The organism is Wolbachia endosymbiont (group A) of Barypeithes pellucidus (genome assembly GCF_964030885.1).
In the GTDB taxonomy this organism is placed as follows: Bacteria; Pseudomonadota; Alphaproteobacteria; order Rickettsiales; family Anaplasmataceae; genus Wolbachia.
In genome coordinates this window covers 1,209,569-1,224,075 of record NZ_OZ034985.1, presented here as the reverse complement: position 1 = coordinate 1,224,075, position 14,507 = coordinate 1,209,569, and the positions used below count along the sequence as shown (strand labels likewise).

The following is a 14,507-nucleotide window of genomic DNA, read 5'->3' as shown; positions in this document are numbered from 1 at the left end:
ATACTAAGCTAATCATCATCTCCAAATATAGAGCTAATTTTTTTGCCTCCAGGAGAAAATTTGTTAGTCCAACTGCTTTGCACTTTGGTTACGTCTTTAGTGGCAGTTTTATTGCTGTATTCCTTGATTTCCTTATCTATTCTCTCCATTATTTGTGGATCCAGGTAGCTCTTTTTCCATTGGTCAGTAGCAAGGAACACTTTGTTTAGGTCTTGAGTGCGGATTAAGTATTCTTTGTCTTTAGGGTAAACCTCCTGCGCCCAAGCAAATAGCTCAAAATAGCGTGCAAATAATTCAGATGCACGTGATTTTGCAGTTTGATAAGCCTGTATCTCCTTAAATATAACTTGGCCGATAATTTTCTGCACAAGAATATTTGCTTGCTTTAGGTTCTGCTCGACATCTTGATAAACTTTATGGAGAAATTCCTGTTCCAAACTTAAGTTCAGTTCATTTTCAACCATATGTGAAAGTTCGTGCACTATAATGTATGGATTTGACTTCCTCAGTACAATAACATATTTATTTACACTGGAAGACCTGATTGTCTTACACACCCCTTCTTCCATATCCACTAATCCCTCTTGGTATATTTCAAATGAGAGCCTATTTTGCTTTATTAGCGATAAAGTGAGGTTTAATGTGTTTCTAAACTTCTCAAATTGATAGAGATACTCAATATATCGTATTACATTTTCACTGCTTCCTACTTTAGTCGCTTGTTTTATTAAATTCCTGATTAGCATATCTATTATTTAAAGGAATTTTTTTTATACTCAAGAGCTATAAAGTGTTTTTAGGGAGCCTGATTGCATGGCTAAAGTAATTCATGTTTACTGATAACCGTCATACCGCCGCGGTATCTCATCCGCTAACAAACAGCGGGATGACGGTTATCAGGCTAGCTGTCATCCCAGTGCTTGACACAAAGCTGTACGAACATTGTAATTAGCAGGTGGCAAATTCAAGTAGCTGACACCGGTTCACTCTGTGGTGGTGTCATCCCAGTGCTTGACACTGGGATCCAGCCTTTCTGCAATCTCATCGAAAACGTTGTAACCACTTTCTATGCTAGTTTGCTTGCTCACAAGCAAACTTTCCTGGATCCCAGTGTCTGGGCACTGGGATGACACCATTTGTTGTGTTTAACAAAGTTCGTACTTAGCTTCATGTTAGCTATAAATATTTAAGAAATTTACCAAATGAAAAAAAAAGGCAAAAGAAGCCCTAGTCATTGTCTATTTTCAGTCTTGGCGTTTTTTAAGTCTTAAACACTGCAATTTAGCTGCTTTTAAATGCAACTAACCTTAGCTATAAATGTTTAAGAAATTTACTAGGCAGAAAAAAAAGGCAAAGAAAACCCGTGGTAGCTAGTTATTACACTCTCTATTTTAAAATTTGACGTTGGGTGATGTCTTGAACGCTTTATAAGCGCGTTTCAGCTTATGTAGGTAAAAACCTAGAAATTTGATAAAGACATACGGTGCACATAGTGCAAAAAATTAAACAATAGTACGCCAAATACAAGTTTTCTTGTCATTTTAATCTGCTGCAGAGATTGCGAAGTTAAATAAAATAGCTTCAGTTTCATGATAAGGGGACTGGCGAAGGGTGTCAAGCAAGTTTTTGTATTTAATCCGTTTCTATGGCTTATATAATAATCATCATTGTAGTATAATTTAGAATAATGCAATAGATACCTAAGTGTTTTAGCTATTAATTATATGTTGCACAAAAGCATATATTGCTCTAACATCGCAGTAGGTTAGAAATTGAGGAGGTTGAATGAATTTTACTTTACCTGAATTACCATACGGTAAAACAGCTTTGGAGCCTTACATATCTGCAAAAACCTTAGATTTTCATTATGATAAGCACCATAAAGGATATTTAAATAAACTCAACGAGCTAGTTGAAAATACAGATTATCAACATGTGAAAATTGAGGAATTAATAACAAAAGTGCATGGTAATAGTGACAACTTGCCTATATTTAATAACGCAGCACAAGTTTGGAACCACACTTTTTATTGGAACTCAATGAAAAAAAATGGTGGTGGTAAGCCTAAAGATAGTAGTCTTTTAGCAAAAAAAATTCAGGACGATATCGGTGGCTTTGATAAATTTTATGAAGAATTCTCCAATTATGGAGTAAGCCAGTTTGGTAGTGGATGGGTGTGGTTAGTGCTTGAAAAAGGAAAGCTCAAAATCACCAAAACTCCAAATGCAGATTTGCCATTAACTTATGGTCAAGTGCCATTACTCACTATGGATGTGTGGGAGCACGCATACTATTTAGATTGTCAAAATCGTAGAATTGACTACATAAAAGTTTTCCTTGACCATTTGATTAATTGGGATTTTGCAGAAGAAAATTTAAAAAAGAATACATAAGATGAATACACCTCAGGTAACGAAATTAGATAATGGTCTGCGCATAATAACTGAGCAGGTGCGTGATGTTGACTCTGTAGCTTTAAGTATACGAGTTGGTGTTGGCAGTAGAGCGGAAAGTGCAAATCAAAATGGAATATCCCATTTTCTAGAACACATGGCTTTCAAAGGAACGAAGACAAGAACTGCGTTTGAAATTGCAAAAGCTTTTGACGACATAGGTGGGGTTTTCAACGCCAGCACTGGTAGGGAAAGCACCACCTATTATGCAAAAGTTCTCAAGAAGGACATCAAAACTGGTATTGATATATTAATAGATATATTGATGAATTCAACATTTCCAGAAGATGAATTGGAACGTGAGAAGGGCGTTGTAATACAAGAGATTTTTCAAACTAATGATTCACCAAGTGACATTGTTTTCGATAAATATTTTGAGGCAGCTTATGAAGATCAACCTTTCGGCAGGTCAATCTTAGGCACGCAAGATACTGTAAAATCTTTTACTCGAGAAGATCTAAATAACTACATAAATGAGCATTACTTTGGCGAGAATATGCTATTTGCCGTTGCAGGAAATGTTGAACATGAAGAAGTTGTTGCATTAACCAAAGATTTTCTCTCAAAGATTCATTCTAAAAAGCTAAAAAAAAGCCAAAATGCGACGAGCTACACTGGTGGTGAGTATTTAGAACATCGTAAATTAGATCAGGTGCACTTGCTAATTGGTCTACCTAGCGTTTCTCGTTATGACGATAAATATCACACGTTTCAAGTGCTTGATTCTATATTAGGGAGCGGAATGTCATCACGTCTGTTCCAGGAAGTAAGGGAAAAGCAGGGATTAGCTTACTCTGTTTATTCATTTAATTCCAGCTACACTGATACAGGGATGTTTTCCATTTTTGCTGGTACAGACAGTAGTAACTTAGATAAGCTTTTAAAATCTATAATGACAGAGTTGAAGAAGTTGTCTACAGATGATCTGAAGGAAGAAGAAGTAAATAGAGTGAAAGAGCGGGTAAAATCCCAAATTTTAATGTCACGCGAAAGTGTGAGCTCACGTGCTGAAACATTGGGGCACTACTACGGTAACTATAATAGGTACATCAGTAAAAATGAATTAATAGAAAAAATTAGTGCAGTTACCACTGCTAACGTAAAAAAAGCAGCAGAAGAATTATTATCTCAGCATGAAAAAGCCACTCTAGCTGCAATTGGAGAAATTAAGTCACTGCCAAGTTACGATAAAGTGGTTTCTATGCTTAAAGCTTAGCGCATTCTATTATATTGATTTGGCTGCTTTACAATATAATTTAGCACAGTGATTAAAGAAGTGTAAGTTGAAACAATGTGCCATGAACCGGATATGCAAGAAATTATACGAATCTTCAACCTCCTCTTTCAATAATATTATTATTTCTATTTTGCGTAACTTTTTCCGTATAATTTTTAGGAGGTACTGGTGGTGCAAGTGGTTTTTTGCTTACAGGGTTTGAGTCTATACCTTTCTTTTGCCGATGATAGTTCCGTGCTTCTTGAACGGTCTGAAATATAGACTCTCCACCATTATAGTTTCCTCTCACAGAGTTTGAGTTTATGTCTTTCTTTTGCGGAGGATAGTTCGATGCCTCTTCACGAGTCTGAAATATAGGCTTCCCATCATTATAGTTTCCTCTCACAGAGTTTGAGTTTATGTCTTTCTTTTGCGGAGGATAGTTCCGTGCTTCTTGAGCGGTTTGATGTGTAGGCTCTCCATCATTATAGTTTGAGTTTATATTTTCCTTTTGCGAACCAGCGTTCAATAATTTCGATATCTCTCGCCCTAGCTGATCACCTTTATAATTATTGTTAAGATCTTTGATTTTCTCCTCACCCAATTCCATTATTCGAATTAGAGAGGTATCAATAAAATCCGTTTTTATTTTGTCAATATCTACCAATTTATTACCATAAATCGTAATTTCACTTTTACCTTTTTCACTATTCACATCATAGCCTTGCTCTTTAACTCCTGTTATTACTTCCTTCTTTAGTAATCTATGAATAGTATTTATTATTTTTTGACCACAATCTTGAAAAAAATCTCTGATTGTATCAAATGCCTTTGATAAGGAGATGGTTTCAGTATGTGCGTATTTTTTACCTATAGTATTTCCCAAAGTAAATGATAAAGGTATAATAAGGTATTTGGGTTATAATGGCGTATAGTGTGGATTTAAGAGAAAAGGCAATATCGATGATAGGAAAAGGGAAGAAGAAGGTTGAGGTGGCAGAGCTTCTGGAGATAGGAATAGCAACTTTGTACCGCTGGTTAAAAAAGAAAGCTGCTGGTGAAAGCCTCAAGCCATCTAAAAACGGCAGCTTTATTCGAAAAATAGACCCAAAAATACTCGAAGAATATGTTACAAAGAATCCAGATCATACTCTGGCAGAGATGAAACAAAATCTTGGATTTGGAATAAATTCAATTTGGTATAGACTAAAACAGCTAAAAATTACTTTAAAAAAAAGTCACACTATATCAAGAGCGCAATCAAGAAGATAGGCAGCAGTTTATTGATAAAATCTCAAAAATAGACCATTCCAGCATCTTATATATAGATGAAGCAGGAGTTGATAATAAATTATACCGAGAATATGGACGTGCTCCAAGAGGAAAGAAAATTTATGCAGATATTCCAGGGAGAACTCGAGAGAGAATCAGTATAGTAGCCGGGTGGATTGGAATGAGATTTATTGCACCAATGACTTTCAAAGGTGGGTGTGACAAAGAGGTATTCAATATATGGTTGGAGAAGATGTTATTACCTAAATTGCCACTTGGCACAACCATAGTTATGGATAATGCTACATTTCATAAGACCACTAAAACAAAATCATTAATAGAGTCTTTTGGCTGTCATGTGCTGTATCTTCCAACATATTCACCAGATTTGAATCCCATAGAACACTGTTGGCATACCATCAAAAGCCGCCTCAGACCTCTAATGTATAAATGTACAGACTTACAACTTTTGGTTGGTAATACCATAATGGAAATTTATCATTCATTTTAGAAAATACTATAGTTATAGTGTCCTGTTAATTTAGCCTTCAGTACTTGCCACCAATCTTTAAGTCGAATACTTCCGCGGACTATTTTCAACCACTCCTTGATTTCTTTTAGTTTTCTGGCTAGATTTAACTTTGAGGTTTTATGTCCCATTATTAATCTACCACGACGACTTTTTGCACCATAGTGCGTAAACCCCAGAAAATTGAAACTTTCCGTCCTTCGTTTCTCTCTTATCGCTTGTTGCCACTCCCTCTTGCCAAACTTTACTACTCTGGTCTTGTTTTCAGATACTTCCAACCCAAATTTATTTAGCCTTTGTTTCAGTAATTCCAGAAATTCTTCCGCGTCTACCTTACTTTCGCAACAAACCACAAAATCGTCGCAAAACCTTATTAGTTGTATATATCCTCTGGATCTTGGTTTAAATTTCTTTTCTATCCATAAATCCAACACATAATGTAAGTATATATTTGCTAATACAGGACTTACTATACCACCTTGGGGTGTACCTTGTTTTGTTGCTTCATAATTTCCAGCTTCGACTATCCCTGCCTTGAGAAACCGCTTTACTAACCACAGCAAATTTGGGTCAGTTATTCGTTCCCTTAGACATCTCATTAGCCATTTATGCTGTATATTATCGTAGAACTTCTTGATATCCACTTCTACAATGTAGTTTATTGGCTTGTACATAACTGCTTTATCTAGTGCATTTACCGCTTGATGACAGTTTCTTCCAGGTCGAAATCCATATGAGCTGTCCAGAAAGTTTGCCTCGTAAATATTTTCTAATATCTTCTTCAGCATAATCTGTACTAATTTATCCTCGGTCGATGGTATTCCGAGTCCGCGTTTCTCTTTACTTCCAGCTTTCGGTATATATACCCTCTTTACTGGTTGTGGTTGATATTGCTTCCTCTTCATACTTTCTACTAGCACTTCGAGTTTCTCATTCAGATTTTCTCCGTATGATTCCACTGTTATCTGGTCTACTCCACAAGCCTTGTTACGCTTCAGTTCTTTATAACATCTCGCAAGATTCTCTGTATTTATCAGATGGACTAACGATGTGAATTTTAGTCGCTTATCTTGCTTTGCTCTTACTGCTATCTGGTTTAGTTTATTTTGCATGTTATTCCAACCTCCGTTGTATTGGCCTAGCAATCCCTATTCCAGTTACTATATTGCTGATCGCTTCCCCTTGTACGTGGCTTTCCCACATTCTGAGTACTATCAATCAGTCCGACTTCCCCTGCATCTTCCGCTAGTTCTTGCCTTTGTTGACTTGTTCCAGCGTACCTTTGTAGGAATGCATAGGATCTCCCAAGTTCACTTGAAGTCCATTTCAATACATGGCACGGTCTCAGATCCCGATAGAGTGAGTGATAACTTGCCTTTACGTTATCCTTCATGCTGTCTTCCATGGCCATGAAAATGTCGACCTCTATGTCTTCAGGTATTTCGGAACTCAATCCCTTCACTTTCGTTGTACCCTGCATTGTCCATCCCACTAGCTCTATTACACTCGTTACCTCATGCAACATAGTGGTCTGTTCCAAACTGTTGGCTAGACTTTGTTTGTGTTGGATTTTCACCAACTGTTCTCCAAGCACTTCTTGGCGCACCATTAGCAAACCCTCCTATGGATCTTCTGAAAAGTTTTTGAGTATATTGTATTTTTAATTTGTAAAATAAGATTTTTTCCTTTCTGCATGTCTCCTTATAGAAAGGACACATTTTAAACTTTTTTATAGAAACAACAGCGTTTTTTTTTACTCTTTGGATAATTTTATGATAAAAAATTTAGAGAGAAATTTTACACACTATCGCTTATATTTTTCCTTAAGTTGACGCCATTGAGTGTACGGACATTGTGATTTGAGTCCACCAGGGAAGGGTGTCATCTGAGTAGCTGACACTGGTTCTTTTTTTCTGGATTCCAGCGTCACGCGCTGGGATGACACCAAAAAGCGAGTTTTTTCAATAAGTTGCTCAATTGTCACTGATTCATTTTCTCTAAAGTCACCTACCATAGTTCTTCTTAATTTTGTAATGTGTCCAAAACAATTTAATGCAATTCCAAGATCACGAGCAATTGATCTCACATGTACACCACTACCGCACATCATAGAAAAATTTGCACTATTATTTATGGTATCCACAGATATCAATTTCAGTTCATGTATTTTGACTTGTCGGGCTTTATATTCACCTTTTGCCCACTTCTTGCCAATTTATACGCCCTTGCTCCCTTGATTTTTATTGCTGAAAATTGAGGAGGAGTCTGCTTGATCTCACCAATAAAATTTTTAATTGCACAATTTATTTGACTATATTGAGGTTCTATAGTGCTAGTTCTAATAATATCACCACCCAAATCATCCGTTGTTCTTTGTTCACCCCATTTTATTGTAAAATCGTATGCCTTTAAGTCACAAGATAAATACGGTACAGTTTTTGTTGCTTCGCCAAGAGCAATTGGCAACACACCTGAAGCTAAAGGATCAAGTGTTCCCAGATGACCAGCTTTCTTAATTCCAAAAATCTTTTTAACTTGGGTTACAGCTTGTGCAGAACTAATTCCTATTGGTTTATCGAGATTCAGCCAACCATGTTTCATAGTTAATTATATACAATTGGTAACAGTTTAGAAAGCAGCTTGAAATATATACTTTAAATAATAATGTAAAAAATAGCTTGACCAACGTGCATCTATTAACACATACTTAATCCTCTTATTAACCTTACTTTAAGAGGACTATTATGACTATAAAAACATATTGAAGTGGGAAAATACTGCACATATAACAAAAACAACCATGCAAGCAGGATTTGCAATTGCATTCGTAGCATTAGCAGCGACAGCTATTTATGCTGCTGCGAAAGGTGCAACGCTTCCTTTAGCGTTTCTTGCTAAACCTTGGATAATAGCAGCAATAGTTTCTTGTGTTGCTGTATATTTTGCTGCACAAGCTTATTCTTCATATCAGCAAATGAATGCAATGGAGGGAGCTAAGGGTAAAGACGGCGTGGACGGTAAAGATGGTACTCCAGGTAAAGTACTTTCTGACGATGATTTGAAAGGAAAAGTTAAAGAAATTTTACCTACTCTCTTAGTAGATCCTAATGTTGTTACTGCGGATGTTAAAGCAGCATTTAAAGAATAACAGCTTAATAAATTAACATGACTAGAGGTGGAGCCATTTCTACCTCTTTTTTTCGTATCCGTTCAGCGGAGTGGCAGAATAAGGTAGACAAGGTGATCTAAAAAGATAATCATAGAGCAAAAGTGAGGTAATGTGGTAAACCTTTTAGAACTTTGCAAAAATTTACAGCAAAAAATAGAAAAGTTAGAAGCAAAAATAGAAAGGCTGGAAAGAGAGAATGAAAGTTTAAAAGCAGAGAACAAGGCTTTAGGGATAGAGAACGCTGAGTTAAAGGAAAGGCTCGGTTTAAATTCAAAAAACTCATCCCTGCCCAGCTCAAAAGAGCTATACAAAATAAAAAAGGACAAGCCAAAAAGCGAAAGAAATATTGGTGGTCAGATCGGACACAAAGGTAATTATCGCGCTAAAGTGGATGCAGATGAGGTGATAAAGATAGAGTTGCCTAATACTTGCGAATGCGGAGGGAAGATTGCAGTATGTGAAAAACCATATATTCATCAGAAAGTTGATCTGCAGGAAATTAAGCCGTATGTAGTAGAGTATCAGCTAGAGCATGGCCGTTGTCGGAAGTGCGAAAAAAGAAGAAGCAGCAAATTACCAGAAAGTGTTACATCAGATACATTTGGTCCAAAAGTTAAATCGATAATTGCAGCACTCAGCGGATTTTACAAAAACTCAAAACGTGAAGTAGCAAGCATTATAAATGACATTTTTAATTTGAACATAAGTGTTGGTAGCATATCAAACAGTGAAAATAGAGTTGCATCAAAATGCGAAAAAACATATGAGCAAATCGAACAAGAGATAAGTAGAAGTAAAGTTTTACATATTGATGAAACGAGCCATTATAATAAAGGTAAACTCGCTTGGTGTTGGATGTTTGCAAGCAATACGGCAAGTTTTGTAAAGTTGACAGAGTCAAGGGGAATGAAAGTTTTAAAAAATAGTGTATGCTGCAATCGTAATAGTTTGGTAGTAACTGACAGGTATGCGGCATACAACTACTTTGCTGATGAAAAAAGGCAAATTTGTTGGGCACACTTATCAAGGGATTTTGAAAGATTAGCACATAGTTGGAATATTGAAGTCAAAGTTCTCGGCTGTTACTTAAGAAATGTAGCTACTGAATTATTTGCACTAAAAAAGGCTTTGCTAAAAAATGAGATAGATGTTTTTAGATTTACCAGACGTGCCAGAAAGTTGCGAAAACGTACAAGGTATTACTTGAAGGAAATATCCCGTTTACCTGAAGCAATTGGAGCTTCTCGAGTTGCAAAAAATATTTTGAAATCTGAAAGAATGATGTGGAATTTTTTAGATGATCTAGAAAATATTCCGCTGACAAATAACTACGCTGAACGGCAAATTCGGCATTATGTCGTTTATCGCAAAAATTCATATTTTACCCAATCGAAGCGGGGAAATGCATTCCTTGAACGGATAATTTCGTTATACTTAACATGGAAACAAATGGGTCTCAATCCTTTCCAAAACCTTCTATCTATTGTTTCTTAAACCACTCTCCTGAACGGATACTTTTTTTCTTCTTTTATTTGAATATGTAAAGGTTACAATAATCTATCCCATATCTCAACTATATCCTCATCAAAGTCTATTATCTCTGTTTTTTTGAACTGGTAACATTTGTTAATAGATTGAATTCCTAAATTTCCTACAAAAGAAATGGCATCGTTGCCTAGAATTTTACCACTGCGGCAGATTATTAACCTGTCGATTAAATTACACTTTAATAGTTCTGTGATTAACACTCCTCCACCTTCAACTAATAATCTTGTTATACCAATTTCTGAAACAAGTTTTGATGCCATGTTTTTTAGGCAGACTTTGCCGATAACATCAGGTTCTGATGTCATTCCAGCGCGTGACGCTGGAATCCAGTTTTCATTATGCAATTGCTTGAAGTTTTCTGGATCCCAGTGTCTGGGCACTGGGATGACACCCTTCTTGGTAAAAATCGCTCTTATATTACAGCATTCGTACAGTTGAGCACTTGACGTTGGAATCCATGTTTTTTCTAGATTCCAGTGTCCGGGCACATAATTATACGAACATTGCAATTTGCCGGTGGTGTCATTCCAGTGCTTGACACTGGAATCCAGTTTTTTGATCGAAAATGTTGTATAGTGCACAATCAATTTTCCTGGATCCAAGTAGTCAAGGCACTGGAATGACACCTTTGTGTTTGAGGCAAAACCGGCTAACACACTGCCTCCGCGAACAACAGCTATGTGTCTGGGCACTGGGATGACAGGAGGTGTATTAACTATCAAATAATTAATGTTTTTTATTTTTCTCTCTATTTCTCTGTTTGTAATCACCCAAGTTGTTACTTTATCTGCAGTCTTTGCAATATTGTGCTCTTCCTTCAATTTTGCTTGGCTATCTATAATTAGCCTTATTGGCGATCTACTTCCGAGTTCTGGTAATCTGCAAGTTAAGAGTGGATCGTCATTAATAAGAGTATTGCTGCCGATCATAATTGCGTCATATTTTGCTCTGAGCTCATGCACCCAATTTCTTGTATCCTCACTTGTTATCCATTTGCTATCGCCTGTAAATGTTGCAATTTTTCCGTCAAGAGTTGTTGCGATTTTGCAAGCTATAAATGGTCTATGTAATTCTTTAGTGGTGAAAAAACCAACATTCAGTTCTTCTGCCTCTTTTTGCATAATACCTTGCTCAATCTCAATTCCTGCTTCTTTTAGAGCTTTAATGCCTCCACCTAAAACTCTACTATCTGGGTCAATAGTTGCAATTACTACCCTTTTTATTCCAGCTCTTATAATTCCTGCGGTGCAAGGTTCTGTAACTCCAAAGTGGCAACATGGCTCGAGCGTGATATACATAGTTGCATCTTGAGTTGAACCTTTCGCGTTTTGCAAAGCGACTACCTCCGCATGCGGACGCCCACCGATCCCTGTATATCCCTCACTAATAATTGTACCATCCTTTACAATAACACACCCGACAGCAGGATTTGGTGCAACATTTCCAAGATTTTTTTCTGCAAGTCTTAATGCAATTGACATGAAATGATCATCAGTCATTAGAAAGAAGTCATTTCGTATGAGGTATCAAAAATTCTTCTGTGCTCGTGTATGGCAAATCTATCTGTCATACCTGAGATATAGTCACATATTATTACTGAACGCTGAGATTCACAAGCGAGTTTGCTCCACTCTGTGGGAAGTAATCCTGGGTTTTCATAAAAACATTGAAAAAGTTCCTGTATTATGCGTTTTGCTTTGTTCATCGTTCTACTCAGTTTATAGCTTCTGTATATTTTCTCCATGTTGAATCTTTTCATTTCTTTTGTAGCATTCGCAACTTCTGGTGAAAATGTGACTAGCATTTTATTTAGACTTCTTACGTCTTCTACGCTTTTTATTTTGTGATCTTCAATATTTCTTTCAGTCTGAGAAACAACATCGCTTATCATAGTTCCTATAGTTCCACTCAGTGATTCATGTATGAGTTTGCTCTGAGGCAATTCTGAATATCCGCTCCTTACGTCTTTAAACACCTTTCCAATTAAAGGGACATTCAGCAAATCTTCGATGGTTACTAAATTTGCCCTGAGTGCATCATCAAGATCGTGAACACTGTAAGCAATATCATCGGCAATTGAGGCAACTTGCGCCTCAATGCTTGAAAATTCTCCAAGTTTTAGATCATATTTTTCATTATATTCTAATAACAGCTGATTATTTGTAGAAGACTCCGCGTTTTGACCAAGCAAGGGACCGTTATGTTTTGCAACCCCTTCAACCACCTCCCAACTTAGATTCATACCATCAAAGTCAGCGTGTTTTTGTTCGAGGTAAGTTAAAATCCTTATAGCTTGAACATTATGATCAAACTCATACTTCTCATTATTAACTTGAACTGATTTCTTTAGAGCATCCTCACCTGTGTGACCAAATGGGGGATGACCAAGGTCATGTGCAAGCGCTATGCATTCAGTGATGTCCTCATCTAAGCTGAGCCTGCGTGCGATGGATCTTGCAATTTGTGCAACTTCAAGGCTATGAGTCAGCCGAGTACGATAGTAATCGTGCTCGTAATTGATAAAAACTTGTGTTTTGTATCCCAATTTCCTAAACGCATTAGAGTGAACAATGCGATCCCTATCACGCTGAAAGCAGCTGCGATTTTCATCTTCTGGCTCTTTGAAGTATCTCCCTTTTGTTTTGCTTGGAAAGCATGCATAATTTAATAGAAAATTATTGTTTGACATGTAAAATTTCTACTATAATAAGTTATCAATAATAAACGGTGGTTACTATGTCAACAAATTACAACATCAACTTAACTGATAATGCACTAAAAAAAATCCACTCTCTTGCAGAGGAGGAAGGGGATAAGAGTTCCGTTTTGCGGGTTGCAGTTTCAGGTGGTGGATGTTCTGGTTTCAAATACAATTTTCTTATGGATCAAATGAATAAAAATCTATCTTTGGATGATGAAGATGATGATTACGATGATGAGTTTGATGACGAAGACGAAGATGATGATTATGAAGAAAGCGAGGACTATAGAAGCCACTCCAGTTTCAGCAAAAAAGGTAAAGATATAGTAATTAATGATGAAAATGGCAATCCTGTATTAATGGTTGATAATTGTTCAGCAAAATTTTTAAATAACTCAGTTATAGATTATACTGAGGATCTCAGTGGTTCTGGTTTTCAAATAAAGAATGCGTTTGCTAAGTCTCAATGTGGTTGTGGTAACAGCTTCTCAGTTTAGTCAAAAATTTGATGTCATTCCAGTGCTTGATATATAACTGTACGGATGTTGTAATGTGACACGATGTTACATAGTAAATGATGTCATTCCAGTGCGTAACACTGGAATCCAGCCTTTTACGCAATCCCATCACAAACGTTGTGTTTTAACATAGGATTAGCTACTTTTATGCTCACCAACTTAGTGTCCAATCAAAATTCCTGGATCCCAGTGTCGGAGTACTGGGATGACACCCTTCTCTGGTGGAGGGTGCTCTCAAGTCACAACGTTCATATAGTTGTATACTTGACACTGAGGTTTATTCTTCTATTTCTTTTTTACTGGTCATGCACTGGAATAACATCATTTGCTATGCAAGCACAACATTTGTATGGTTATAGGTCTTTTAAACATGGGTGGTAATGTAGCACTAGAACTAACTTCTGTAGATAAAAGCTTCAAGGACAATTCTGCTGTTGTAAAGGATATCAACTTAAGTGTCACAAGAGGGCAAGTAGTAGCGCTGATTGGCGATTCAGGTGCAGGGAAAACAACTATATTGCAAATTGCAGGCTTGTTGGACAAGCCAACTTCAGGTATAGTTACGATAGATGGAATAAATTGCACACAAGCCAGTAATAAGCATAAAACCCATGTAAGAAGAAATTTTCTTAGTTTTGTTTATCAATTTCACTATTTGTTACAAGAGTTATCGGTGTTGGAAAATATTATGCTTCCTCAACTCATTGCAGGAAAAAGCAAAGCTGAAGCAAAAAAAAATTCGCAAGCAATGTTGGAAAAATTTGGTCTGGAAAACAAAGCAAGTAGTATGGTATCTGAAGTTTCGGGTGGGGAAAGGCAGAGAGTTGCAATTGCAAGAAGCATTGTAAATTCCCCAAAGCTTTTACTTGCAGATGAGCCAACAGGAAATTTAGATCCAACAAATTCTTTTAACGTGTTTTTACTGCTACATTCATACGTAAAGGAAAATAACAGCTCTATGCTTATAGTAACACACAATCATCTCCTTGCAGAAAAGGCAGACTGCATTTTCCAATTGAGAGATCGATCATTAGTGAAGTTGTGAATAGGAAAAATAGCACAATTTAAAACTACCTATGCCTTATACTTATCTAACCAAT

The 14,507-nt window shown here is 36.6% G+C and carries 15 protein-coding genes and 1 pseudogene; 8 read left to right on the top strand and 8 right to left on the bottom strand.

Going from position 1 to position 14,507, the window contains the following annotated elements; all coding sequences use genetic code 11:
* Positions 1 to 8 precede the first annotated feature (8 nt).
* Positions 9 to 746 (bottom strand): WD_0702 family putative metalloprotease, encoded by a 738-nt coding sequence (locus tag ACQH1X_RS06270; RefSeq protein WP_425386027.1) that lies wholly within the window; start codon positions 744 to 746, stop codon positions 9 to 11.
* A 1,039-nt stretch (positions 747 to 1,785) separates the two neighbouring features.
* Here ACQH1X_RS06270 and ACQH1X_RS06265 point away from each other — a divergent pair.
* The gene (locus ACQH1X_RS06265) at positions 1,786 to 2,394 is read left to right on the top strand and encodes a superoxide dismutase (RefSeq protein WP_265026315.1); all 609 of its coding nucleotides are present in this window, start codon (positions 1,786 to 1,788) and stop codon (positions 2,392 to 2,394) included.
* 1 nt (position 2,395) lies between these two features.
* On the top strand, positions 2,396 to 3,670 hold the full coding sequence (locus ACQH1X_RS06260; RefSeq protein ID WP_425386026.1) for a M16 family metallopeptidase: 1,275 nt from the start codon (positions 2,396 to 2,398) through the stop codon (positions 3,668 to 3,670).
* A gap of 115 nt (positions 3,671 to 3,785) precedes the next feature.
* Here ACQH1X_RS06260 and ACQH1X_RS06255 read toward each other — a convergent pair whose 3' ends face one another.
* Positions 3,786 to 4,556, bottom strand: coding sequence for a hypothetical protein (locus ACQH1X_RS06255; protein WP_425386025.1), 771 nt, complete (start codon positions 4,554 to 4,556; stop codon positions 3,786 to 3,788).
* A 38-nt stretch (positions 4,557 to 4,594) separates the two neighbouring features.
* Here ACQH1X_RS06255 and ACQH1X_RS06250 point away from each other — a divergent pair, with 38 nt between their 5' ends.
* Both ACQH1X_RS06250 and ACQH1X_RS06245 read left to right on the top strand, forming a co-directional pair.
* Entirely contained in the window at positions 4,595 to 4,942 is a 348-nt protein-coding gene (locus ACQH1X_RS06250; protein WP_425385784.1) for an IS630 transposase-related protein, read from the top strand.
* A 10-nt stretch (positions 4,943 to 4,952) separates the two neighbouring features.
* Positions 4,953 to 5,453 carry an IS630 family transposase gene (locus ACQH1X_RS06245; protein WP_306794344.1) on the top strand — a complete coding sequence of 167 codons (501 nt, stop codon included), beginning with the start codon at positions 4,953 to 4,955 and terminating at the stop codon, positions 5,451 to 5,453.
* Here the strand turns inward: ACQH1X_RS06245 and ltrA are convergent.
* The 4 genes and pseudogenes from ltrA to truB form a co-directional block, all read right to left on the bottom strand.
* Positions 5,450 to 6,583, bottom strand: coding sequence for a group II intron reverse transcriptase/maturase (gene ltrA, locus ACQH1X_RS06240; protein WP_425385785.1), 1,134 nt, complete (start codon positions 6,581 to 6,583; stop codon positions 5,450 to 5,452). The genes ACQH1X_RS06245 and ltrA overlap by 4 nt on opposite strands.
* A gap of 26 nt (positions 6,584 to 6,609) precedes the next feature.
* Positions 6,610 to 6,996 carry a hypothetical protein gene (locus tag ACQH1X_RS06235; RefSeq protein WP_246433168.1) on the bottom strand — a complete coding sequence of 129 codons (387 nt, stop codon included), beginning with the start codon at positions 6,994 to 6,996 and terminating at the stop codon, positions 6,610 to 6,612.
* Complete coding sequence (locus ACQH1X_RS06230; RefSeq protein WP_425385884.1) at positions 6,986 to 7,189, bottom strand: hypothetical protein; 204 nt, start codon at positions 7,187 to 7,189, stop codon at positions 6,986 to 6,988. The genes ACQH1X_RS06235 and ACQH1X_RS06230 overlap by 11 nt, the downstream gene beginning before the upstream one ends.
* Positions 7,190 to 7,386: 197 nt before the next feature.
* Positions 7,387 to 8,072: pseudogene (truB, locus tag ACQH1X_RS06225) on the bottom strand (tRNA pseudouridine(55) synthase TruB); the annotation flags it as partial.
* A 199-nt stretch (positions 8,073 to 8,271) separates the two neighbouring features.
* Here truB and ACQH1X_RS06220 point away from each other — a divergent pair.
* Positions 8,272 to 8,619: a hypothetical protein gene (locus ACQH1X_RS06220; protein WP_425386024.1), complete on the top strand. Its 348-nt coding sequence runs from the start codon at positions 8,272 to 8,274 to the stop codon at positions 8,617 to 8,619.
* A gap of 132 nt (positions 8,620 to 8,751) precedes the next feature.
* Positions 8,752 to 10,134 carry an IS66 family transposase gene (gene tnpC / locus ACQH1X_RS06215; RefSeq protein WP_425386023.1) on the top strand — a complete coding sequence of 461 codons (1,383 nt, stop codon included), beginning with the start codon at positions 8,752 to 8,754 and terminating at the stop codon, positions 10,132 to 10,134.
* A gap of 53 nt (positions 10,135 to 10,187) precedes the next feature.
* On the opposite strand, the gene ribD is transcribed toward tnpC, so the two are convergent.
* On the bottom strand, positions 10,188 to 11,669 hold the full coding sequence (gene ribD, locus ACQH1X_RS06210) for a bifunctional diaminohydroxyphosphoribosylaminopyrimidine deaminase/5-amino-6-(5-phosphoribosylamino)uracil reductase RibD (RefSeq protein WP_425386022.1): 1,482 nt from the start codon (positions 11,667 to 11,669) through the stop codon (positions 10,188 to 10,190).
* Positions 11,670 to 11,686: 17 nt separating this feature from the next.
* Entirely contained in the window at positions 11,687 to 12,877 is a 1,191-nt protein-coding gene (locus ACQH1X_RS06205; protein WP_425386021.1) for a deoxyguanosinetriphosphate triphosphohydrolase, read from the bottom strand.
* A 47-nt stretch (positions 12,878 to 12,924) separates the two neighbouring features.
* Here ACQH1X_RS06205 and ACQH1X_RS06200 point away from each other — a divergent pair, with 47 nt between their 5' ends.
* Both ACQH1X_RS06200 and ACQH1X_RS06195 read left to right on the top strand, forming a co-directional pair.
* Positions 12,925 to 13,386, top strand: coding sequence for a HesB/IscA family protein (locus ACQH1X_RS06200; RefSeq protein WP_425386020.1), 462 nt, complete (start codon positions 12,925 to 12,927; stop codon positions 13,384 to 13,386).
* Between the two features lie 391 nt (positions 13,387 to 13,777).
* The gene (locus ACQH1X_RS06195) at positions 13,778 to 14,452 is read left to right on the top strand and encodes an ABC transporter ATP-binding protein (RefSeq protein WP_425386019.1); all 675 of its coding nucleotides are present in this window, start codon (positions 13,778 to 13,780) and stop codon (positions 14,450 to 14,452) included.
* Positions 14,453 to 14,507 lie beyond the last annotated feature (55 nt).